This is a genomic window from Microbacterium sp. ARD31, from assembly GCF_031844425.1.
Genome location: NZ_JAUZVE010000032.1, coordinates 48852 through 70529, shown reverse-complemented (window position 1 = coordinate 70529; position 21678 = coordinate 48852). Strand labels below are relative to the sequence as shown.

Here is a 21678-nt window from a genome sequence, read left to right as displayed (position 1 = left end):
GGGCGTCGCGCAGGTGGACATCCGGTGAACTGCTCGGCAATCGCCGGACACGGGGACCCCCGAGGCACACTGGACCGGTGCCCGACGTCGACCAGCAGCTCGAGGACGCGATCCTCGACCTCCTCGCGAGGCGCGCGCCCACGGCCACCATCTGCCCCTCCGACGCGGCCCGGGCCGTCGGCGACGAGAGCTCGTGGCGCGACCTGATGGACCCGGCCCGCGCCGCGGCGGCGCGGCTGGTCGAGAGCGGCGACGTGGAGATCACGCAGGGCGGTCGGGTGGTCGACCTGGCCACCGCGAAGGGGCCGATCCGGATCCGGCGGAGGTGAGGATCAGCCGGAGGCCGGCCGGGAGGTCAGCACCCGCACGGCGAGGTCGGTGGTGAAGTCGTTGTCGAGGAAGCCGACGACCTTGGTCACCCGGTCGAGGTCGAGCGGGAGCAGCCCGCGCGAGCCCGGCACGTCGGGGGTCAGCCCGAGGTCGAGGTCGTCGCGTCCGGACATCATCTCGACGTTGAACCGGTAGCGCTCGCGCGCGCCGGGGGCGGACAGGCGTCGTACGACGGTCTCGCCGAGGCGACGTGCGCCGTTCTCCGCCGCCCAGTCGTCGAGCGCAGCGGCCAGCGAGCGGCCACCGAGGTGGTCGACGTCGGCCCACGCAGCCTCCATCGACCCGGCGACCTCGAGCAGGATCGCGGCCGTCTTCTCGCCGATGCCCTGGACGCCCGGCAGGTTGTCGCTGGAGTCGCCGCGCAGGGCGGCGAAGGCGAGGTAGTTGGCGGGCCGCACGCCGTACATGTTGTAGAGGCTCGCCGGGGTCAGGGTCGGCGACCCGTGGATGCCACCGTCGATGAGCCGCAGCACGCGGGTGTGGTGGCTGATGTGGGCGAAGGCGTCACGGTCGGAGGTGATGATGACGCAGTCCCAGCCGTTGGCCGCGGCCCAGGCGGCGCCGGAGGCGTTGACGTCGTCGGCCTCCAGCCCCGGGGGTGTCAGGGTGGCCAGGCCGAGGGCGTCGAGGAGGGCGCCGGCCCGGTCGAGCTGGTCGACGAGCTCGGCGTCCTTCTCGGCCCGCCCGGCCTTGTAGTCGGGGTAGGCGTCGCGGCGCACCGACCCGGTGCGGTCGTCGAGCCCGAAGAGGACGGCGTCGGGCGCGAAGGAGTCGATCGACTCGAGGATCTGGCGCAGCATCCCGTGCAGCGCCCAGATTGGCCGCCCCGACCGGTCGCGGAGGCCGGTGTGGGCCCGGGCGTGGTGGTTGCGGTGCAGCAGCGAGGGCGCGTCCACGACCAGCAGCAGCTTGCGCGAGCGGGAGTCGTGGTGGTCCATGGCGATCGGCGCCAGCCTAGGCGGTCCTCGTAGGCTCGGCGCAGTCGTCCGCACACCGAGGAGAGAGACGTTGATCTTCATCACCGCGAAGTTCCCCGTGAAGGCCGAGCACGCCGAGGCCTGGCCCGAGATCTCCCGGGCCTTCACCGAGGCCACCCGCGCCGAGGAGGGCTGCCTGTGGTTCGACTGGTCGCGCAGCCTCGACGACCCGAACGAGTACGTCCTCGTCGAGGCGTTCCGCGACGGTGACGCCGGAGCCGCCCACGTCGGCTCGGACCACTTCAGGGCCGCACAGGCCGAGCTCCCGCAGTACCTCGCCCGCACGCCCGACATCGTCAGCACGGCTGTCGACCAGGACGGCTGGAACGAGCTGGGCGAGCTCAGGGTCGACTGACGTCCGGGCTCAGGCGCCGAGCCCGTCGAGGTAGTCCGCGAAGCCGTCGGGCGCCCGTCCGATCCGGCGGCCGGAGGTGACCACGGGCACGGCGCCGGTCGCGAGGTGGGGCACCCCGGCGGCCCGGACGGCTGCCACGAGGCGTACGTCCTCGTGCGTGGGCACGGGCGGGAAGCCGCCGGCCGACCGGTAGGCGGCCAGCGTGAGTCCGAGGTTCGCACCGTGGACGTGGTCGTGGCCGTCGGCGAGGGTGTGCCGTCGGTGCCACGCCGCCCGGGCGACGGGGTCGAGGTCGCCGGGCCGGGGCTCGACGGTCCCGACCACCAGTCCCATCCCGGCGGTGGCCCAGCGCAGGTGCGACGTCAGCCAGTCGGGAGGTACGACGCTGTCGGCGTCTGTGCTTGCCAGCCACAGCCTCCGGGCGCCGACGCCGGCCGCCCAGGAGGCCGCCGCGTCCACGCCCGCGCCTCGGGCCACGCCGACGCACGCGGCGTCCGTGGTCAGTGCCCGCACGTCTGCCCTGACGTCCGCCCGGTCTGCCACCACCTGCGCCGAGGCGTCGCGGCACGCGTCCAGCACCACCACGACCCGGGTGCGGACGTCCGGGTGCTCGCGCCGCAGGGCGTCCACCGCGACCGCGACGGCGTCGAGGCAGGCCGGCAGCAGCACCTCCTCGTCCCGTGCCGGGACGACCACCGCGACGGCGTCGGGCCGGGTCATGCCGGTCGCCCCAGGACGTGCAGGAGGAAGTCCTCCTCCTCGTGCGCCACGAGCACCGGCGCCCCGGTCGCCAGGAACGCGTCGTGCACCGCCGGGCCCGCCAGCGGCCACCCGACGGGCTGGTGCCGCCAGTGGCACAGCAGCAGGTGCCCGTCGTCCTCCAGCGAGGTGAGGGCGAGCCGGACGAGCTCCTCGAGCCGGCGCGGGCTGAGGAAGTAGCCGACCTCCGAGACCGAGACGAGCGCGTACGACCCGCCCGGCCACTCCTCGGGCAGTCGGGCACGGCGCACCTCCAGGCCGGGCACGCCCACGGTCCGGCGCCGGGCGAGGTCGATCGCCGCCCGGCTGCTGTCGACGGCCAGCAGCCCGTCGCACCGCGCGGCGAGGTCGACGGCGAGGGCGCCGATCGAGCAGCCCACCTCGAGCGCTGCGCCGTAGCGCTCGCGGGGCAGGGCGGCGAGCGACAGTGCACGCTTGCGGCGCTCGTAGAAGGAGTCGACGTCCCAGGGGTCGGGCCGGTCCCGGTGGACGCGGTCGAGCGCGTCGTCGTCGGTGGCACCGCCGACGAGGACCACCTCGCAGTCGCGGTCGAAGTGCGCGAGCAGGTCCTCGCCCAGGAGGACCTCGTCCCCCGGCGCGGGCGAGAGCGGCCGGACCTGGCTCTCGTGGGCGGCGACGGCGGACCGCTTCGCGGCACGGTCCGCGACCGACAGGGGCAGGCGGGCGAGGGTGGCCGGCCGGACGTCGGGGAGCCGGTCCGGGCGTCCCCAGTGCCACCACCACACGGGGTACTCGAGCAGCGTGGCGTCGGTGCGACCGGCGGCGGTGGCGGCCGCCCGGCCGACGGCCTCGTGGTCGGGGTGGCCGTCGGCGCGCCACGGGGCACAGAGGACGACCTCGGCGCCCGAGGTGCCCACCGCCTCCACCAGGGCTGCCACCAGCGCCTCCTCGTGCGCGGCCACGTCGCCGTCGGGCAGGTCGAGGCAGGTGACCTGCGCCGTGGGCGCCAGCGCGGACGTGGCGCGGCGCAGCTCCTCGCGCCGCACGGCTGCCAGCCGCTCCGGCGGGTGCGTGGGGGAGTGCGGGTGCGAGCCCTCGCCGGCCGTGGCCGTCACCACCTCGACGAGCAGGCCGGCGGCAGCGGCTGCGTGGACCAGGCCCCCGGCGCCCAGGGTCTCGTCGTCCGGGTGGGCGCCTGCCACGACCAGCCGGCGCGCTCCCGGTGGCAGCTGCCAGGCCGGCAGCGCGTCGATCACCTCGGACCACGCGGCCGCGGGGGTGCCTGCGACGTCGTGGCGGAAGGACGGCGCGCTCACCAGGTCGTCGCCGGGTCGTCGAGGAGCATCCGGCCCAGGCCGGCCTGGTCGCGCTCGGCGTGCCACTGCCGCAGGTAGAGCTCGAGGTCGGCCACGCGCCGGGCGTGGTCCTCGTCGGTGGCCAGCGGACCCGGGCCCATCCCGTGGGCGGCGCGCCGCAGCACGTCCTCGGCCGCACCGGCGACCACGTCGCGCACGCGCAGGGCGGCCCGCCAGCCCGTCGTACCGGTGAGGGCTCCGGCGTCGATCGCGGCCGCGGCCTCGGCGAGCACGGACCGGGCTGCGTGCAGGCGGGCGTCGACCGCGCCGAGGTGGACGAGCGCGACCTGGTCGGGCTCGCGCGAGCCGGACGCGGCCACCAGACGGCGGGCGACGCCCACGGCGCCGCCGAACCAGACCGCGGCGACGCCGACGGCTCCCCAGGCGAAGCCCGGCCGGTCGAGGTACCAGCCCGCCCGGCCGACCGGTCGAGCCGGCACGCCCACCATGTCCACCGGCCCGGAGTCGACCGCTGCCAGCCCGCGCGCCACCCACGTCCCGGCCACCGGGGTCAGGCCCGGGTCATGGAGGTCCACCGCGAAGAGCTGGCGCTCCTCACCCACGCGAGCGCTGACGAGGGCGTGGTCGAGGTCGCCCGCCAGGGAGCACCAGTGCTTGCGCCCGTCGAGGACGTACGACTCCCCGCTCTGCGTCGCGCGCAGCGGCTCGTCCGGGCCTTCCGCGGCGAAGACCCCCCAGGTGCCGGGCTCGGCCGGCGTCCCGGCCTGGCCGAGGATCGCGAGGGCGTCGAGGTGGGGCTCGAGGACGCGCGCTACCGTGAGGTCTGCGGCCGCGATGCCGGCGAGGGCGGACCACAGGTGGGCCGTGCGGCCGGTGCCGGGTGGCGGCAGCCGGCTGCCGACGTCGTCGGCGAGGGCGAGGGCGGCGGGCAGGTCGCCGGCAGCGTCACGGGCTCGCGCACAGAGCGTGGCGAGCTCGCGGCGCTCGTCGTCGGTGGAGGAGGCGATCTCCACGGGCCTGCTCCCGGCCTCGGTGACGGCGTCTCGGCGGTCGTCGGTCATGGGTCCCCTCGGCTCGCGCGCCCCCGGGCGCGGGCGCGGTGGCGCGCCGCCACCGAGGGTAGGAGCGGCCCACCCCCGCCGGGACCCCCCAACGGGTTGGTCGTCGACCTGACGGGACCTTCGCCCGCCGATCCGGGGACCTCGGGCCCTGCCCCGCGCGCGCCGGCCCGGCGAGCGTGGAGGCATGACGACGACACTCCCGATCCTGGTGGCCTACGACGGCTCGGCCGACGCCGAGCGTGCCCTGCACTGGGCCGCGGCGGAGTCGCTGCGCACCCACGTGCCGCTGCGCGTCCTCGCGGTCAACGCCGTGCTGCCCCCCACGTGGGGCGGGATGACCGGGGCCGTGGGCATGGCGGGCCTGGTCGACATCCCGGTGGGCGACTCCAAGGCCGTGCTCGAGCAGGCGGGCAAGACGTTGTCGGACGCCGGTGTCGGCGGGGCCACCCTCGACCAGGCGACCGGGCACGTGGTCGACGAGCTGCTGCGTGCCGGGGAGTCCGCCTCCCTGCTCGTGACGGGCAGCCACGGGCACGGTCGCACCGGTGAGGCGCTGATCGGCTCGGTCAGCCAGCACCTCGCGCGCCACGCCACCTGCCCGGTCGTCGTCGTCCGCCCGGCCCGCGACCCCGAGGCCCGTCGGATCGTGGTCGGCATCGACGGCTCACGCGCCAGCGCGGCCGCCCTCGAGCACGCCTGCCGGCGCGCCGAGGACACCGGTGAGACCGTGGTGGCGATCCACGCGTGGAAGGTCCGGGCGCCCTCGACCGACGTCTGGAGCAGCGACGCCCGCAGCGTCGACAGCCAGGAGCGCGAGCTGCTGCTGTCCGAGAGCCTGGCGGGTGTCCGCGAGGACCACCCGGACGTGCGCCTCGAGCAGGAGGTCGTCCCGGTCGCGCCGGGCCAGGCCCTGGTCGACGCGTCCGCAGGCGCGTCGCTCGTGGTGGTCGGCTCGCGCGGCCTCGGGTTCTTCAGCGGCCTGCTGCTGGGCTCGGTGAGCCAGGTCGTCCTGCACCGCGCGGAGTGCCCGGTCCTCGTGGTCCGCTGACCCCGGCACCTCCACGCAGCCCCGGACGCCCGGCCCCGCGGATGGGGGTCAGGGCATCACGGGCGGGACGTACTCGAACGTCGTCCCGAGCAGCCACAGCAGCAGCAGCACCACCGGCAGGTGGAAGACGAACTGCAGGAACGTGAAGCCCACCAGGTCGCGCGCTCGGACCCCGAGGACGGCGAGCAGGGGGAGCATGAAGAACGGGTTGACGAGGTTGGGCAGCGCCTCGGCGGCGTTGTAGATCTGGACCGTCCACCCGAGGTTCATCCCGACGTCGGTGGCCGACTGCATGACGTAGGGCGCCTCGACGAGCCACTTGCCGCCGCCCGAGGGGACGAGCAGGCCGAGGAACGCGGTGTAGAGCGCGATCACGACGGCGAACGCACCGCCCCCACCGATGCTGGTGAACAGGTCGGCGAGGTGCTCCGACACGGTGACGCCTCCGCGGCCCTCGGCCCGGGTCAGCACCGCGGCCATGGCGGCGTACAGTGGGAACTGGACCAGCACGCCGGCCGTGGTCGGCACCGCCTTGGTGACCGCGTTGAGGAAGCCGCGCGGGGTGCCGTGGAGCACCAGGCCCAGGACGAGGAAGACCATGAGGTAGCCGTTGAGGCTGCTGATCACGCTGAGGAACGGCAGTGTCGCGAGCTGCTGGACCAGCCAGCCGAGCGTGAGCAGGCCGACGAGCACGGGCAGGATCCGTGAGTACTCCAGCCACTCGCCGGGCCGGCTGCGCTCGGCCATCGGCTCCACCTCGTCGGACAGGTCCACGCCCATGTCCTCGGCGGTCCGGACGGCCTTGCCCTGCGGCGCGGACGCCCACGCCACGACGACGCTGAGCGCGATCAGGACCGCCGCCATGACGAGCGACTGCCAGGTGAGGATGGTCGTGCCGAAGTCGAGCACGCCGGTGATCTCGAGCAGCTCCGGCGGGAGCGACGCGGGGGTGGCCTGGAGCTGCGCGGCGGAGGACGACAGGCCGAGCGCCCAGACGGCGCCGAGGCCGAGGTACGCCGCGGCGCCGAGCGCGCGGTAGTCGGCGCGCAGGTCGGTGCGACGAGCGATCGCCCGGGCGAGCAGGCCGCTGAAGACCAGGCTGAGGCCCCAGTTGAGCATCGACACCAGGCACGACAGGAGCGCCACGAACGCGACGGCGCCGCGCGGGCTGGACGGGTAGAGCGCGATGCGTTCGATGATGCGCGCGACCGGAGGCGAGGTCGCGACGACGTACCCGGTGAGCACGACCATCGCCATCTGCAGCGTGAAGGTCGCGAGGTCCCAGAAGCCGCCCCCGAAGGTCTCCGCCACGGTGACCGGGCTCGAGCCGTTGACCATCGCGGCCACCGACACGAGCACCACGCCCGCGAGGGCGAACACGTAGGCGTCGGGGAACCACTTCTCGGTCCATGCTGCGCTGCGCTGGGCGAGGCGCGCCAGGCCTCGCTCGTCGGTCGTTCCCGAGATCGTCGACATGGCTCACGAACGTATCGGGTCCTGCCGTCCCTCGGGGCGGCCGGGGTGGAGGATGGCGGCCGTGAGCACGGTCTTCCGCAACGCGACGGTCTTCGACGGGCACGCCTACCTCGGCGTCGTCGGAGACGTCGTCGTCGACGGTGGCCGGGTGGTGGCGGTCGGCGCCGACGCCGCACCGGCCGGGGCGGCCGTCGTGGACGTCGCCGGCGGGCTGCTGCTGCCGGGCTTCACCGATGCGCACGTCCACCCTGTGCAGGGTGGCCTCGAGCGGCTCGCCTGCGACCTGTCCGCGCTGCCCGTCGACCGCACCGCCTACCTCGCGCACGTGAGGGAGTACGCCGCCGCGCACCCGGGGCTGGAGTGGGTCCAGGGCGGCGGCTGGGCGATGGCGGCGTTCCCCGGCGGGCTGCCGACCGCGGCCGAGCTCGACGCGGTGGTGGCGGACCGTCCCGTCGCGCTGGTCAACCGCGACCACCACGGCATGTGGGCCAACAGCCGGGCGCTCGCGCTCGCGGGGATCACCGCGGACACGGCCGACCCGGCCCACGGCCGCATCGAGCGCGACGCCCACGGCGCGCCGAGCGGCGTGCTCCACGAGGGGGCGATGGACCTCCTGGGGCACGTGCTGCCGGCGGCCGACGACGCGCAGCTGCGGGCGGGCCTCCTCGAGGGCCAGCGCCACCTCCACTCGCTCGGCGTCACGAGCTGGCAGGACGCCATCGTCGGGTCCTACTCGGGCATGCGCGACCCCGGCCCGACCTACGCCCGCGCCGCGGCCGACGGCGACCTCACCGGGACCGTCGTCGGCGCGCTGTGGTGGGAGCGCGACCGCGGCATCGAGCAGGTCGCCGACCTCGTCGCCAAGCGCGCGGACTGGTCACGCGGCCGCTTCGCCGCGACGGCGGTGAAGATCATGCAGGACGGCGTGGCCGAGAACGGCACGGCCGCCCTCGTCGAGCCCTACCTCGACCGGTGCGGGCACGTGACCGGCAACTCCGGCATCTCCTTCGTCGACCCGGCCCGGCTGCCGTCGTACGTCGGCGGGCTCGACGCTGCCGGCTTTCAGGTGCACTTCCACGGCCTCGGCGACCGGGGCGTCCGCGAGGCGCTGGACGCGCTGGAGGGCACCGACCCGGCCCGCCGCCACCAGGTCGCCCACCTCCAGCTGGTGCACCCCGACGACGTGCCCCGCTTCGGCCGGCTCGGGGTGGCGGCCAACATCCAGGCGCTCTGGGCCTGCCACGACGAGCAGATGACCGAGCTGACCATCCCGTTCCTGGGGCCGGAGCGGGCGGGCCGGCAGTACCCGTTCGCCGACCTCCACGCCGCCGGCGCCCGGCTGGTGGCGGGCAGCGACTGGCCGGTCAGCACCCCCGACCCGCTCGCCGCGATCCACACCGCCGTGCACCGCACGTCCTACGGCGAGCCCGGCCCCGCAGGCACCGAGCCGTTCCTGCCCAAGCAGGCGCTCGCGATCGAGGTGGCGTTCGCGGCCTACACGAGCGGCTCGGCCTGGGTGAACCACCGCGACGACGCCGGCACAGTCGCGCCGGGTGCGGTCGCGGACCTCGTGGTGCTCGACCGGGACCCGTTCCGCTCGCCGGACGAGATCGGGGCGGCGCGGGTCCGCTCGACGTGGGTCGACGGGGTGTGCGTCTTCGAGGCGTGAGGACGCCGGTGGGGCTAGGTGCCGCAGAAGGTCTGGTAGCCGCGGCCGAAGGAGTCCGGCGCCGGTTCGGCGAAGCGCTCGAGGCCGGGGCGGACGTCGTAGGGCGCGGCCAGCACGTCGAGCAGCACCCCCAACGGCTCGAGGTCGCCGTCGGTGCCCGCCGCCAGCGCCTCCTCCACGAGGTGGTTGCGCGGGACGTACGCCGGGTTGACCCGGTCCATCCGGTCCGCGTCGGGGGACAGCGCGAGCCAGCGCTCCGCCCAGGCGTCGTACGCCGCCAGGTCGAGCACGAGGTCGCGGGCGGGGCCGGACTCGCCCCGGGCGGCGGCGCCGAGGCCGCGGAAGAAGGACGTGTGGTCGACGTGGTTGTCCTGCATGAGGGTGACCAGGTCGGTGACGAGCGCGGACGCGGTGTCGGCGGCCAGGCCCGCGGGGAGGCCGAGCTTGGCGTGCATGCCCCCGCGCCACGCCTCGGAGTAGTGCTCGCGGAACCGCTCGAGCGACGCCACGGCCAGCGCGACGGCCTCGTCCTGCTCGTCGGCGAGGAGGGGGAGCAGGGCCTCGGCGAAGCGGGCGAGGTTCCACTCCGCGACGACAGGCTGGTTGCCGAAGGCGTAGCGGCCGGCGGTGTCGATGGAGCTGAAGACCGTCGCCGGGTCGAAGGCGTCGATGAAGGCGCACGGGCCGTAGTCGATCGTCTCGCCCGAGATGGTCATGTTGTCGGTGTTCATCACGCCGTGGACGAAGCCGACGAGCATCCACTGGGCCACCAGCGACGCCTGCGCGGCGACGACCGCCTCGAAGAGGGCGAGGTGGGGATGATCGGTCTCCGCGGCGGCAGGGTGGTGCCGGGCGATGGCGTGGTCGGCGAGGCGCCGCAGCAGGGCGGGGTCGTCGGTCGCGCGGGCGTACTGGAACGTGCCGACGCGCAGGTGGCTGCTCGCCACCCGGGAAAGCACCGCCCCCGGCAGCACCACCTCGCGGTGCACGTCGCGGCCGGTCGCGACGACGGCGAGCGAGCGGGTGGTGGGGATGCCGAGGGCGTGCATCGCCTCGCTGACGACGTACTCGCGCAGCATGGGCCCGACGGCGGCGTAGCCGTCGCCGCCGCGGGAGAAGGGCGTGCGTCCCGAGCCCTTGAGGTGCAGGTCACGCGGCCGGCCCGCGTTGTCCGTCAGCTCGCCGAGAAGCAGCGCGCGGCCGTCGCCCAGACGCGGGGAGTAGCCGCCGAACTGGTGGCCGGCGTAGGCCTGGGCGACGGGCGTGGCCCCCTCCGGGACGCGGGTGCCGGTCAGCAGGCCGACGCCGTCGTCGCTGCGCAGCCAGTCGGGGTCGAGGCCGAGGTCGGCCGCCAGCGCCTCGTTGAGCACCAGGAGTCGTGGCACGGGCACCTCGGCCGCCTGCCACGGCAGGGCCAGCTCGGGGAGCTCACCGGCGTACCGCCTGCCGAGCTCGACGGTCGGGACCACGCGCGCGTTCACGTCCTCGACGATACGGGGACCGGGGTCGCGCTCGTGGTCGGCGCGGTGCGGGGCCACGTCCACGCGGAGCGGACGATGAGCGCGAGCAGGCCCAGCTCCAGCACGATGCCGAGGCCGTAGAAGAGCTTCCAGGACTCGCCCACACCGTTGAACGCCGTGACGGGGACGTAGACCACGGCCACGACGAGGTTGGTGATGCGGTTGGCCCGGGCGGGCAGCACCACCGACATCACGACCATGAGTCCCGGGACGGCCACGAGCGCCAGCGCCGAGGTGGAGAAGGTCTGGGAGAGGTCGAACTCGAAGACGCGGCCGTCGAGGATGTCCTGGACGACGCCGGGCGTGTAGAAGTTGAGGATGTCCACGTAGGCGTAGAGGAACATGAAGCTGGTCCAGGCGGCGGCCAGCCGCACCCGCACGGGGGTCGGCTGCTCGTCCAGCGGGGCGTACGTGGATGGGTGCGTGCTCATCGGGCGGCTCCCTCGGTCGTGGTGGTCGGTGCCGCCAACGATCGCCGGGCACGGCCTCCCGGCGCCTCGGCCGGCAGGCCCGAACCCACCGGCCGATCGCACGGGCCGTCCTCGGCCGATCGGCCGATCGGCCGATCGGCCGACGGGCCGGGCGAGGCCGGGTGTGGGGCCGGTCAGCCGCGGCGGCCCAGACCGCGGTAGAGCTCGATCTCGTCGCGCAGCTTGTAGGGGAGGGGGGCGCCGCGGGCGGCGAGGGCCGAGGCGTAGGCCTCGAGGGCGAGCAGGAGGTCCTGGCGCAGCTGGAGCTGGTCGGCGGCGCGGGCGCCCTGGCGGGCGGTGCCGAGCCGGTCGCGCGCGACGGCGACGTCGCCCAGCAGGGCCCCGAGGTCCTGGCGGTCGGGCGGTTCGGTGCGGGGTCCTGCTTCCAGCATGGGCATCCCATTCGGCCGCAGGGCCGGCGCACGGTGCGACGGCGTGACGGACCCGGCCCACCCTACGCCCCGGCAGGCCGGGCCGGCTCCGTACGTCAGTTCTGGGTGAGCCTCCCCTCGACCTGCGGGTCGACCGGGCTGTTGGCCGTCACGTAGTCGGCGGCGATCTGCATCAGGTCGTCCCCGGGCTGCTGGACGTCGGTGGCCTGGGCGAAGACCGCGTAGCCGTCGCCGCCGGTGTACATGAAGTCGTTCGTCACCAGCCGCACCGTGTCTGCGTCGGCGATGGGTGTCTGCGTGCCGCCGATGCCGTCCGGGGTCCGCCACATGCCGTCGACGACGGGGGTGGTGCCGTTGCAGTGGAAGGTCGCGCGGAGGCCGGAGACCTGCGGGAACCGCCCGGTGGCGATCGCCGGGTTGCACACCGGGGAGAACCCGTTGAGGAACGCCGTGCGCAGCTGCGCGCCGGTGAGGGTCAGGATCGTCGTGCGGTTCCCGAAGGGCAGCACCGCGAACATCTCGCCCCACGTGATCTCGCACGCGGCCTCGCCGGCGCTCGGCGGCGAGCAGACGAGGTCCTGCCGCAGGCCGCCGGAGTTGGTGTACGCCGCGTCGACACCGGGGTACTTGCCCCGCATCGCGTCGGCCACCATGTTGCCCATCTCGGACTCGTGCAACCGCGTCGGGTCGCGCAGGACGTCGTTTGCCTGCGTGCCGATCACCTGGTTGCGCAGCACGGCGGTCTCCGCGTTGGCCCGGTCGACGATCGCCTGCACGTCGGCCCGAGCGCTCACGCCGAGCGTCTTCGCGACCCGGGTCGCGCCGCCGGCCCACGCCACGTCGCCGTGGCGCACCATCAGCTGGAGCACGGAGTACGACGCCCCGGCGTTGACGCCCTCGGTGATGAGGATGTCGCCCCGCACCAGGTTCGAGACCCGGTGGGTGTGGCCGACCACCATCGCGTCGACGGTCGTGTCCTGCAGCGCGTCCGCGATGGCGATGATCGGTCCCTCCCACGGCGCCCCCGGCGTCGTGCCGACCGGGTTGCTTCCCCGCGCCGTGCCCTCGTGGATCACCACGACCTGCACCTTGACGCCCTGGCGACGCAGCCGTTCGGACTCCGCCTCGATCCGCGGTGCCTCGTCGAGGAACTCCAGGCCCTCGGTGGCGCCGGCAGCGACCAGCTCCGGGGTCGAGGACAGGCCGGCTCCGATGACGCCGACCTTGACGCCGTTGACGCGGAACACCGCGGAGGGGGTCACCCAGTCCGGCGCCTCGCCGGTGTCCTCGTCGACGATGTTGGTCGCCAGGAACGGGAAGTCGGCCCTCGCCTGGTGCTGGAGCAGCCGGGCGACGCCGTAGTCGAACTCGTGGTTGCCGTACGACGTCGCGTCGAGGCCCCAGGCGTTCTCCACGTCGATCGCCGGCATGTCCTCCAGGAGGGCCGAGCTCGGCGGGGACGCGCCGACGTTGTCGCCGCCCGCCAGGATCAGGCCCTCCCCGGGCAGTGCGTCGAGCTCCTCGTCGAACATCGTCGCGAGGAACGACGCCCCGCCGACGCGGGCGTTGATGCCGTTGTCGTAGGCCCGGGTGGTCGGGTCGAGCTGGCCGTGGAAGTCGTTGAGCCCGATGATCGGCACGGGCGTCCAGCTCCTGCCCCCGTCGACGACCTCGAGCATGACCGTGCCCTGGCTGTGCTGCGGCTCCGGGATGCCGAGCAGGAACGCCAGCGTCGGGGCGAGGTCGATGGAACGTGCCGTCACCCGGCGGTGCGCGATGCCCTCACCGCCGGCCAGGAACGTCGCGCGCATGTTGATGTTCGCGGCCAGGTCCTGGACGTCGGGGACGTAGCCGTGCTGCCCGAAGAAGTGCGACGGCGCCACGAGGGTGCCGGGGGTCGCCGCGTCGAACTGGTAGGGCGGGAACGAGAAGACGACGAGGTCGCCCGTCCGGGTCGGGTGCGCCATGTCTGCGGTGCTCCCCGGCCCGTTGGGGATGTGTCTCGCGTCGGCCTTGGTGAACGCGCGGTCGATCATCCGCCAGCCCTCGGGGCCGCCGTCGCGGGTCCAGTCGTTGGGGTCGGTCAGGCCGAGGTACGTCGCCCTGATGGCCGCGACCGTGGCCGCCTCGTCGGCGGCGGCCACCTGCTGGAAGCCCCCGCCGGCCGGGTCGCGCCCGGCGAGGTTGAGGTAGACCTGCAGCGTGCCGCCGGCCCAGCAGGCCTTGGCCTTGCCGATCGTCTCGCCCGCCGCGGTGCGGCAGTTCGAGGTCTGCGGCGTCGAGAGCAGGCCCATGTCGACGAGCGGCTTGCTCGCGTCGATCGCGAGGAACTGCGGGGCGAAGCCGTGGTCGGAGCCGACGAACGTCGTCGGGTCCTTGCCGAGCAACGACCGCGCCAGCCGCAGCGTGCGGTCCGACTCCTCGTAGGCCTCGCGGATGAACGCGGCCCGCTCCTTGACGCGGCCGTCCTTCACGCCGTCGAGGTCCACGTCGTCGTACGCCGGGTTGGGCGCGCCGCCCGGCAGCCGCTTGCTCACCAGGCCGAGGAACTGGTGCTGGAACTCGTCGGTGGTCGGCATGCCGACCATCAGCAGGTCGGGCTGGTAGGTCTCGGCGACGTACTCCAACATCGGCCAGTGACCGGTGGACCAGTACAGGCCCTGCTCGACGTAGGTCTCCTCGCTGGTGACACCGGCCTCGAGGATGGCGAAGTCGGCGGCGGTGGAGGTCGGGAACTCCGCGGCGAGGTACTCGTCGAACTCGGTGTAGCCCGGCTCACCGGGCCACGTGGGCCAGCTCGCGATCGCGCGGGTCACCGACGTGTGGAACAGCCGCACGCGCGACAGGTCGGGGGAGAGGGTCTCGACCTTGACCAGCATGCCGGCGGTCTTCCCGTCGAGCGCGCCGCCGTCGACGGTCACCTTCACGTCGGCCCACTCGCCCTGCCGCAGGTCGCCGACCGCGTCGGCACCGTCCTTGGTGGGGGAGAAGAGCACCCGGTCGTACCGCGTGCGGCCGTCGTCGCGGCTGTCGTAGAGGTAGGCGTTCAGGCCGTACTTGTCGACGCCGGCGTCGAGCACCCGCATGCGCATCTCCTGTGCCGGGCTGTACGACGTCGGCACGGCGGTCCAGCCGGTGGCGGGGGTGGGCGCCGCAGCGGCGAACGGGGCGCGTCCGGCGTACCCGGCGGGGTGGTCGAACTGGAGCCCGAAGGAGGCGATGAACGGGGCGTCGTCGAAGAGCGGCTCACCGTCCTGCCCGATGAAGTTGGTCGTCACGCCGCGACCGGAGAGGAAGCTCTGGTAGTCGATCGTGGGGCCCTGGATCGACGCGCCGCGCCCGCCGGCCCACTCGACCTGCGCGACCTTGAGGCCGCCGCGCTCGGCGGCCTGCGCGAGGGACTCGGCCTGCAGCACGCCGGGGTCGAACGCCGCGGTGCGGTTGGCGAAGGGGTCGCCGTTCTTGTGGAACGTGTTGTTGGTGCTGCCGGTCACGGCCGGCCACGCGCCGGTCGCCATCGTGTACCAGCCGGCGCCCGTGTTGGGCGGCGCCTGGGTCAGCATGCCGTTCCCGCGGGCCTTCACGCCGTTGCGGAGGAACTTCTTCATCGTCGGCATCACGCCCTGGTCGGCGTACTTCTCGACGAGGTCCTGCCGCAGGCCGTCGCTGGCGAAGAAGACCGCCTGGTCCGTCGGCGCGGAGTGCGACGGTGGATGGTGCCCGCCCCCGCCACCCTTGTGGGCGGATGCGGCCGTCGTGCCGACGGTGAGGGCTGCGACGGCGGCCGGGGCCACGAGGGCCAGGGCGGCGAGGACGACGACGGGTCGGCGGTCAGTGCGGTTCACGGCACCCTCCAGGACGGGGTGGGAGCCCGGTCCTGGAGGTCAGAGCGGCGCCCGGGCGCGGCTCCCCCGGGGATGGATCGAACCTCCACCCGTGCCCCGGCGGCGTCAAGGCCCCCGGTTGGGTATGTGCCCCGCTCAGGCGGGACGGGCCCGGCCCGGTCCAGACCGCGCGCACGAGCCCGGGCACCACCGGGCCCGGGCTCGTGCGCGCTGCGCGGGGACGACGCGCGTCAGGCGTTCTTGATGGCCGAGACGTCGAGCTCGAGCTTGATCTTCTCGGAGACCAGCACGCCGCCGGTCTCGAGGGCCGCGTTCCAGGAGAGGTCCCAGTCCTTGCGGTTGATCGTGGTCGCGCCCTCGAAGCCGACGCGGGTGTTGCCGAACGGGTCGACGGCGGTGCCGGTCTCCTCGAAGGGGATCGTGACAGACCTGGTCACGCCCTTGATGGTCAGGTCGCCGGTGATGGTCCACTCGGCACCGTCGCGCTCGACGCGGGTGGAGACGAAGGTGAGGGCGGGGTGGTTCTCGACGTCGAAGAAGTCGGCCGAGACCAGGTGGCCGTCGCGGTCGGCGGAGCCGGTGGCGATGCTGGCGGGACGGATGTCGATCGACACGGTCGAGGCGGCGGGGTTCTCCGCGTCGACGTGGGCGGAGCCCTCGAAGTCCTGGAACTGGCCGCGCACGGTGGTCACCATCGCGTGGCGGGCGGAGAAGCCGAGGCGGCTGTGGCTGGCGTCGACGACGTAGTCGCCGGTGATCGACTCGCGCTCGAGGACCGCGACGGGCGCGGGGGCGGCGACGGGTGCGGGGGCGGCGGTGCTCTTGGTGCGGCGGAAGAACGACATGGGGTGCTCCTGAGGGATCGGGTGACGTCAGGTAGTTGACGATTCAATCAGTCCAACGAGGTGGGGGCCGACTTCATTTCCGTTCGGGTGTGATCCAGGACTCACCGCAACGACCCGCCCTCCTGCAGCGGAGGACGGGTCGTGGCGAGGGACGTCCCTCAGGCGATGGACGAGGGGTGCTTCGCCAGTGGTGTGACCGAGATGTCCATGTAGGGGAAGAGCGGCAGGCCGGAGAGCAGCTCGTGGAGGGCGTCGTTGGACTCGACGTCGAAGACCGAGACGTTGGCGTACTCCCCGACGATGCGCCACAGGTGCGGCCAGCGGCCGGAGCGCTGCACGTCCTGGGCGTACGCCTTCTCGCGGGCGACGAGGTCGGCCCTGACCTCGGGATCCATGTCCTGCGGGATCCGGACGTCCATGCGCACGTGGTAGAGCACCGGCGCTCAGCCCTTCGCGGGGTCGAGCACGAAGCCGTAGGACACCGTGGCGGTGCCGTCGGCCTGCTGCTGCGGGTCGAGGATGAGCTCGGGCTTCACCGCCGAGGCGATGTCGTCGTCGTTGTGGGCGTCGCCGGGGAAGTAGAGCTGGGCGGTGAGCAGCTCGTGGCCCGGGGCCGAGACCTTGACGTGCAGGTGGGCCGGGCGCCACGCGTGCCAGCCGGCGGCGGCGATGAGCTTGCCGCAGGAGCCGTCGGTGGGGATCTGGTACGGCGCGGGCTGGACGGTGCTGATCTCGAAGCGGCCGTCGGCGCCGGTCGTGAAGGAGCCGCGCAGGTTCCACTCCGGGATGCCGGGGGCGAACTGCGAGTAGAAGCCGTCGGCGTCGGCGTGCCAGAGCTCGACCTTGGCGCCGGCGAGCGCGGAGCCGTCGGTCGAGGTGACCTGGCCGCTCCACACGAGCGGCGTGCCGCCCTCGTCCTCGCGCATCGGGATGGTGCCCTTCGCGCCCTGCTCCGGGGCGTCGGGGACGTAGTAGGGGCCCTCGATGGAGCCCTTGTTGCCCTCGCGGTGCTCGGTGGCGACCTCCTCGACCACGTGCTCGAGCCACACGTCGAGGAAGAGCGGCCACTCGCCGTCCTCGCCGACGTTGATCAGCCACGCCTTGAGGGCGTTGAACTCGTCGTAGGTGACCTTGTGCTTGCGCACGGTGGCGTGGACCGCCTCGAGCACCTCGCGGGCGAGGGTGTCGACGCGCTCGGCGGGGACGTCCTTGACGGCGTCGAAGGGCGACTTGTCGGCGTGGAAGCGCTCGGTGGCGCTGGCGCCGGAGGCGGCGGCAGAGGCCTGCGGGACCTCGATCTCGTTGATGGCGGTGCTCATGGTGGTGCTCCTTGCTGGCGGGTGTGCGGTGCGGTGGGTGCGGGATGGGTGGTGTACGACCGGGGTGGCGGCGGTGCCCTCCGGTCAGTCCTGGCGGTAGCGCGCGAGCTTGTCGGGGTCGATGACGGCGCCGAGGCCGGGACCGGACCGGGCGACGAGCTCGCCGCCACGGATCTCGAGCGGCTCGGCGAGGAGGTCGTCGGTCATGTCGAGGAAGTTGGACAGCTCGCCGGCGCGGCGTGACGTCAGCTCGAATGCCGACCCGAAGGCGACCGAGCAGAGGGAGCCGAGCTGGCCGTCGATCTGGTTGCCCATGACGAGCTCGACGCCGAGCCCCTCGGCGAGGTGGTGGACCCGGCGGCTGGTGGTGAAGCCGGTGCGGGCGGTCTTGATGCTGGCGGCGGTGGCCGATCCGCCGAGGATCTCGCGGGTGACCTCGGCGGGGGTCACCACGGACTCGTCGGCGATGAACGGTACGTCGAGCTGCTGGACGAGCCAGCGTCGTCCGACGACGTCGTCGGCCGGGCAGAGCTCCTCGGCGAAGGTCAGCCCGAGGTCGGCCATCTCCTTCATCGCCTGCGCGGACTCCGAGGCCGACCAGCCGCGGTTGCCGTCGACGTACAGCTCGACGTCGTCGCCCAGGCCGACGCGCAGGGCGCGGACGACCTCGGTGTCGAGGCGGACCGGGTGGCGCCCGACCTTCACCTTGAACGTGGTGATGCCGTAGGTGTCGCGCATCCGCTCGGCCTCCGCGACCATCGCGGCCGGCTCGTCGAAGCCGAGCATGTGGGACACGCGCATCCGGTCGGTGTAGCCGCCGAGCAGCTCGGTGACGCTGTAGCCCAACGACTGGCCGAGGGCGTCCCAGATCGCCATGTCGAGCGCGGACTTGGCGGTGGGGTTGCCGACGGTGCGGGACAGGCGGGCGTGGATCTGCTCGCGCTCCATCACGTCGAGGCCGACGACCTGGCCGGCGAAGATCGAGTCCACCACGGCCACGATCCCGGCCTGCGTCTCGCCGTAGGTGAAGGGGCGCGGCGGCGCCTCGGCGACGCCGACGACGCCCTCGTCGGTGGTGACGCGGACGAGCACGTGCTCGGCGACGTGCACCTCGCCGCTCGCGAACTTCAGCGGCTTGCGGTAGGGGATGGCGAACGGGATCGCCTCGACCTGGGTGATCTTCACGGGGTGACCTCGTCGAGCTCAGGGACAGGGGAGAAGAGGCCCGCGCGCTCGAGCACCTCGAGGACGGCGAGCAGGGCGGGGTCGGTGTCGTCGGTGCGCCACGCGAGGGCGAGGTCGAGCGACGCGGCGTCGGGGACGTCGCGGAAGACCACGCCGGCGAGCGGGGCCGCGCGGACGGAGGCGGGCACCAGCGCGACGCCGAGACCGGCCGCGACGAGCGGCAGCATGACCGCGGTGCCGGGCGCCTCGTGGGCGACCGTTGGGGTGAAGCCGGCCTCCCGGCAGCTGCGCAGCACCGCGTCGTTGACCACGGAGGCGGCGCCGGTGAAGACGATGAAGTCCTCGGTGCGCAGGTCGACCATGGAGACCACCGGCTCGCCCGCGAGGCGGTGGTCGGCGGCGGCCGCGAGGACGAGCGGTTCGCTGGCGATCGTGCGCACGGTGAGGGCGTCGCCGGTCGTGGGCGGGCGCAGCACGCCGAGGTCGAGGCTGCCGTCGGTGAGCCCGGCGACCTGGGCGGCGGTCAGCAGGTCGGCGTGGATCTCCAGGGCCAGGCCAGGGAGGTCGCGCTTGACGGCGCGGGCGATCCGCGGCAGCTGCGTGTGGGCGGCCGTGCCGGTGAAGGCGATGCGGAGCAGGCCCTGGCGACCCTCGGCGATCCGGCGTACGCCGCGGACGCTGTCGTCGATCGCGCCGAGGATGCGAGCAGTCTCCTCGCGGAGGAACTCCCCGGCGGGGGTGAGGTTGACCTGCCTGGTGGTGCGCACGAAGAGCGGCGTGCCGAGCTCGGCCTCGAGCTGGCGGATGGCCTGGGAGAGGGCGGGCTGGGCGAGGTGCAGCCGCTCGGCGGCGCGCCCGAAGTGCCTGGTCTCCGCGACGGCGGCGAAGTAGCGCAGGTGGCGCAGCTCCACGGGTCCCTCCTCTCTCGCGGCTGTGGTGACGACGCTCACGTCGTCGGCGATTGATTCACGGTAGGACTGGATATTCATCGAGGACAAGGACTTGTTTGGCGGCCATTGATACGTCGCGACGATCAATACCTGCCTAGGTCAGCCCTAGGCACTTGGCTCGTGTGACGGCCGACACGTCGTGGAACCGTCGGGGCACCACCCAGCGCAACCAGCTCCGAACCAGTTCCTGGAGGCCCCCATGACCGAGACGCTCTCCCACGTCGAGTCGGTGCTCGCCGACGCGGTGATCGACGACCGCGAGGCCGGCACCTACCGCGCCAACCGCCGGATCTTCACCGACGAGGAGGTCTTCGAGCTCGAGATGAAGCACATCTTCGAGGGCAACTGGATCTACCTCGCCCACGAGAGCCAGGTGCCCGAGAAGGGTGACTACGTCACGACCTACATGGGCCGGCAGCCCGTGGTGATCACCCGCGGCCAGGACGGTGAGCTCAACCTGCTGATCAACGCCTGCGCGCACCGCGGCGCGATGATCTGCCGCCGCAAGACCGACAACCGGACGACGCTGACGTGCCCCTTCCACGGCTGGACGTTCCGCAACGACGGCACGCTGCTCAAGGTCAAGGACCCCGACGGCGCCGGCTACCCCGCGACGTTCGACACCGACGGCTCGCACGACATGACCCGGGTCGCGCGGTTCGACAGCTACCGCGGCTTCCTCTTCGGGTCGCTCAACCCCGACGTGACCAGCCTCGAGGAGCACCTCGGCGACACCACGAAGGTCATCGACATGCTGGTCGACCAGTCGCCGGACGGGCTGGAGGTGCTGCGCGGCTCGTCGACGTACACCTATGACGGCAACTGGAAGGTCCAGGCCGAGAACGGGGCCGACGGCTACCACGTCACCGCGACGCACTGGAACTACGCCGCCACCACCTCGCGTCGCAGCACCGGCGACTCGGCCAACACCACCAAGACGCTCGACGCCGGGAGCTGGGGCAAGTCCGGCGGGGGCTACTGGTCCTACCCCAACGGCCACCTGTGCCTGTGGACCTGGGCCGGCAACCCCGAGGACCGCCCCCTGTGGGACCGCCTCGACGAGCTCAAGGAGGCCTACGGCGAGGCCAAGGGCGAGTTCATGGTCAAGGGCAGCCGGAACCTGTGCCTCTATCCCAACGTGTACGTGATGGACCAGTTCTCCACGCAGATCCGGCACTTCCGGCCGATCTCGCCGCACCAGACCGAGGTCACCATCTACTGCATCGCCCCCAAGGGCGAGTCGCCCGAGTCGCGCGCGTGGCGGATCCGCCAGTACGAGGACTTCTTCAACGCCTCCGGCATGGCCACCCCCGACGACCTGGAGGAGTTCCGCTCCTGCCAGCTCACCTTCCAGGCCACCGCGGCGCCGTGGAACGACATGAGCCGCGGCGCCGAGCACTGGCTCGACGGCCCGGACGAGGTGGCCCTCGCGCTCGACATGCCGGGGGTGATCTCGGCCGGGGTGAAGAACGAGGACGAGGGGCTCTACCCCGTCCAGCACGGCTACTGGCTGGAGACGATGCGCGCTGCGGTGGCCCGCGAGAACGGCACGACGAACGGCACGGAGGTCCAGGCATGAGCGCGACCAGGCAGACCAGTCCCGTCGAGGCGGGCACCCGCCTCATCACCCAGAACGACCTCGAGCAGTTCCTCTACCGCGAGGCGCGCTTCCTCGACGACCGCGAGTTCGAGAAGTGGCTGGAGTGCTACGCCGACGACTGCGAGTACTGGATGCCGGCGTGGACCGACGACGACGAGCTCGTCCAGGACCCGCAGACCGAGATCTCGCTCATCTACTACCCGAACAAGGGTGGCTTGGAGGACCGGGTCTTCCGGATCCGCACCGAGCGGTCGAGCGCGACGTCGATCCCCGAGCCGCGCACCAGCCACAACATCAGCAACGTCGAGGTCATCGAGCGCCGGGGCGACCTCGTGGACGTGCGCTTCAACTGGCACACCATGTACTTCCGCTACAAGACGATCGACCCCTACTACGGGACGTCCTTCTACACGATCGACTTCTCCGGCGAGAGCCCGCTGATCCGGCGCAAGACCGTGGTGCTGAAGAACGACTACATCCACCACGTGGTGGACGTCTACCACTTCTGAGCACCACGACCGAGCCCGGACCACGACCCCC

At 73.2% G+C, this 21678-nt stretch carries 20 protein-coding genes; 6 read left to right on the top strand and 14 right to left on the bottom strand.

The genetic code is table 11. The features are described from left to right. The first annotated feature begins 77 nt into the window (after positions 1 to 77). Positions 78 to 329 carry a DUF3253 domain-containing protein gene (locus Q9S36_RS38000; protein ID WP_311289953.1) on the top strand — a complete coding sequence of 84 codons (252 nt, stop codon included), beginning with the start codon at positions 78 to 80 and terminating at the stop codon, positions 327 to 329. A gap of 3 nt (positions 330 to 332) precedes the next feature. Here the strand turns inward: Q9S36_RS38000 and Q9S36_RS37995 are convergent, their stop codons facing one another. After that, positions 333 to 1328 (bottom strand): 5'-3' exonuclease H3TH domain-containing protein, encoded by a 996-nt coding sequence (locus Q9S36_RS37995; protein ID WP_311289952.1) that lies wholly within the window; start codon positions 1326 to 1328, stop codon positions 333 to 335. 70 nt (positions 1329 to 1398) lie between these two features. Between Q9S36_RS37995 and Q9S36_RS37990 the strand changes: the two genes are divergently transcribed. Then, a complete protein-coding gene (locus Q9S36_RS37990; protein ID WP_311289951.1) occupies positions 1399 to 1722 on the top strand; it encodes a putative quinol monooxygenase in 324 nt (107 codons plus the stop codon). Positions 1723 to 1731: 9 nt separating this feature from the next. On the opposite strand, the gene Q9S36_RS37985 is transcribed toward Q9S36_RS37990, so the two are convergent. The 3 genes from Q9S36_RS37985 to Q9S36_RS37975 are packed head-to-tail and all read right to left on the bottom strand — an operon-like array spanning position 1732 to position 4819. Continuing rightward, positions 1732 to 2442, bottom strand: a complete 711-nt coding sequence (locus Q9S36_RS37985) for a glycosyltransferase (protein ID WP_311289950.1) — start codon at positions 2440 to 2442, stop codon at positions 1732 to 1734. Further along, positions 2439 to 3758 carry a PIG-L family deacetylase gene (locus tag Q9S36_RS37980; RefSeq protein ID WP_311289949.1) on the bottom strand — a complete coding sequence of 440 codons (1320 nt, stop codon included), beginning with the start codon at positions 3756 to 3758 and terminating at the stop codon, positions 2439 to 2441. Before Q9S36_RS37980 ends, Q9S36_RS37985 begins: the two co-directional genes overlap by 4 nt. Then, positions 3755 to 4819, bottom strand: a complete 1065-nt coding sequence (locus Q9S36_RS37975; RefSeq protein WP_311289948.1) for an acyl-CoA dehydrogenase — start codon at positions 4817 to 4819, stop codon at positions 3755 to 3757. Before Q9S36_RS37975 ends, Q9S36_RS37980 begins: the two co-directional genes overlap by 4 nt. A gap of 184 nt (positions 4820 to 5003) precedes the next feature. Between Q9S36_RS37975 and Q9S36_RS37970 the strand changes: the two genes are divergently transcribed. Further along, positions 5004 to 5867 (top strand): universal stress protein, encoded by an 864-nt coding sequence (locus Q9S36_RS37970; RefSeq protein ID WP_311289947.1) that lies wholly within the window; start codon positions 5004 to 5006, stop codon positions 5865 to 5867. 48 nt (positions 5868 to 5915) lie between these two features. Here Q9S36_RS37970 and Q9S36_RS37965 read toward each other — a convergent pair whose 3' ends face one another. Continuing rightward, a complete protein-coding gene (locus Q9S36_RS37965; protein ID WP_311289946.1) occupies positions 5916 to 7343 on the bottom strand; it encodes a TIGR00366 family protein in 1428 nt (475 codons plus the stop codon). A 52-nt stretch (positions 7344 to 7395) separates the two neighbouring features. Here Q9S36_RS37965 and Q9S36_RS37960 point away from each other — a divergent pair, with 52 nt between their 5' ends. Next, positions 7396 to 9012 (top strand): amidohydrolase, encoded by a 1617-nt coding sequence (locus Q9S36_RS37960; RefSeq protein WP_396653923.1) that lies wholly within the window; start codon positions 7396 to 7398, stop codon positions 9010 to 9012. Positions 9013 to 9026: 14 nt separating this feature from the next. Here the strand turns inward: Q9S36_RS37960 and Q9S36_RS37955 are convergent, their stop codons facing one another. From Q9S36_RS37955 to Q9S36_RS37915, 9 genes are all read right to left on the bottom strand, one after another. Next, entirely contained in the window at positions 9027 to 10493 is a 1467-nt protein-coding gene (locus Q9S36_RS37955) for a protein adenylyltransferase SelO family protein (protein WP_311289944.1), read from the bottom strand. After that, entirely contained in the window at positions 10490 to 10963 is a 474-nt protein-coding gene (locus Q9S36_RS37950) for a DUF6326 family protein (protein WP_311289943.1), read from the bottom strand. The genes Q9S36_RS37955 and Q9S36_RS37950 overlap by 4 nt, the downstream gene beginning before the upstream one ends. 173 nt (positions 10964 to 11136) lie before the next feature. Further along, on the bottom strand, positions 11137 to 11394 hold the full coding sequence (locus tag Q9S36_RS37945; RefSeq protein ID WP_311289942.1) for a hypothetical protein: 258 nt from the start codon (positions 11392 to 11394) through the stop codon (positions 11137 to 11139). A 95-nt stretch (positions 11395 to 11489) separates the two neighbouring features. Further along, the gene (locus Q9S36_RS37940) at positions 11490 to 15239 is read right to left on the bottom strand and encodes a 5'-nucleotidase C-terminal domain-containing protein (RefSeq protein ID WP_311289940.1); all 3750 of its coding nucleotides are present in this window, start codon (positions 15237 to 15239) and stop codon (positions 11490 to 11492) included. A 230-nt stretch (positions 15240 to 15469) separates the two neighbouring features. After that, the gene (locus Q9S36_RS37935) at positions 15470 to 16084 is read right to left on the bottom strand and encodes a YceI family protein (protein WP_311289939.1); all 615 of its coding nucleotides are present in this window, start codon (positions 16082 to 16084) and stop codon (positions 15470 to 15472) included. A gap of 158 nt (positions 16085 to 16242) precedes the next feature. Then, positions 16243 to 16521: a muconolactone Delta-isomerase gene (catC, locus tag Q9S36_RS37930; RefSeq protein ID WP_311289938.1), complete on the bottom strand. Its 279-nt coding sequence runs from the start codon at positions 16519 to 16521 to the stop codon at positions 16243 to 16245. A 6-nt stretch (positions 16522 to 16527) separates the two neighbouring features. Then, on the bottom strand, positions 16528 to 17403 hold the full coding sequence (catA, locus tag Q9S36_RS37925) for a catechol 1,2-dioxygenase (RefSeq protein ID WP_311289937.1): 876 nt from the start codon (positions 17401 to 17403) through the stop codon (positions 16528 to 16530). Positions 17404 to 17487: 84 nt separating this feature from the next. Next, complete coding sequence (locus Q9S36_RS37920) at positions 17488 to 18588, bottom strand: enolase C-terminal domain-like protein (protein ID WP_311289936.1); 1101 nt, start codon at positions 18586 to 18588, stop codon at positions 17488 to 17490. Next, positions 18585 to 19499 (bottom strand): LysR substrate-binding domain-containing protein, encoded by a 915-nt coding sequence (locus Q9S36_RS37915; protein ID WP_311289935.1) that lies wholly within the window; start codon positions 19497 to 19499, stop codon positions 18585 to 18587. Before Q9S36_RS37915 ends, Q9S36_RS37920 begins: the two co-directional genes overlap by 4 nt. A 238-nt stretch (positions 19500 to 19737) precedes the next feature. On the opposite strand from Q9S36_RS37915, the gene benA reads away from it, so the two are divergent. Both benA and benB read left to right on the top strand, forming a co-directional pair. Beyond that, on the top strand, positions 19738 to 21117 hold the full coding sequence (gene benA, locus Q9S36_RS37910) for a benzoate 1,2-dioxygenase large subunit (protein WP_311289934.1): 1380 nt from the start codon (positions 19738 to 19740) through the stop codon (positions 21115 to 21117). Then, positions 21114 to 21647, top strand: a complete 534-nt coding sequence (gene benB, locus Q9S36_RS37905; RefSeq protein ID WP_311289933.1) for a benzoate 1,2-dioxygenase small subunit — start codon at positions 21114 to 21116, stop codon at positions 21645 to 21647. Before benA ends, benB begins: the two co-directional genes overlap by 4 nt. The last annotated feature ends 31 nt before the right edge of the window (positions 21648 to 21678 follow it).

Excerpts from the sequence above, each read along its gene's own strand:
- Q9S36_RS37995 (WP_311289952.1), bottom strand. The coding sequence starts at position 1,328 with ATGGACCACCACGACTCCCGCTCGCGCAAGCTGCTGCTGGTCGTGGAC.
- Q9S36_RS37985 (WP_311289950.1), bottom strand. The coding sequence starts at position 2,442 with ATGACCCGGCCCGACGCCGTCGCGGTGGTCGTCCCGGCACGGGACGAG.
- Q9S36_RS37975 (WP_311289948.1), bottom strand. The coding sequence starts at position 4,819 with ATGACCGACGACCGCCGAGACGCCGTCACCGAGGCCGGGAGCAGGCCC.
- Q9S36_RS37970 (WP_311289947.1), top strand. The coding sequence starts at position 5,004 with ATGACGACGACACTCCCGATCCTGGTGGCCTACGACGGCTCGGCCGAC.
- Q9S36_RS37965 (WP_311289946.1), bottom strand. The coding sequence starts at position 7,343 with ATGTCGACGATCTCGGGAACGACCGACGAGCGAGGCCTGGCGCGCCTC.
- Q9S36_RS37960 (WP_396653923.1), top strand. The coding sequence starts at position 7,396 with ATGGCGGCCGTGAGCACGGTCTTCCGCAACGCGACGGTCTTCGACGGG.
- Q9S36_RS37950 (WP_311289943.1), bottom strand. The coding sequence starts at position 10,963 with ATGAGCACGCACCCATCCACGTACGCCCCGCTGGACGAGCAGCCGACC.
- Q9S36_RS37945 (WP_311289942.1), bottom strand. The coding sequence starts at position 11,394 with ATGCTGGAAGCAGGACCCCGCACCGAACCGCCCGACCGCCAGGACCTC.
- Q9S36_RS37935 (WP_311289939.1), bottom strand. The coding sequence starts at position 16,084 with ATGTCGTTCTTCCGCCGCACCAAGAGCACCGCCGCCCCCGCACCCGTC.
- catA (WP_311289937.1), bottom strand. The coding sequence starts at position 17,403 with ATGAGCACCGCCATCAACGAGATCGAGGTCCCGCAGGCCTCTGCCGCC.
- benA (WP_311289934.1), top strand. The coding sequence starts at position 19,738 with ATGACCGAGACGCTCTCCCACGTCGAGTCGGTGCTCGCCGACGCGGTG.
- benB (WP_311289933.1), top strand. The coding sequence starts at position 21,114 with ATGAGCGCGACCAGGCAGACCAGTCCCGTCGAGGCGGGCACCCGCCTC.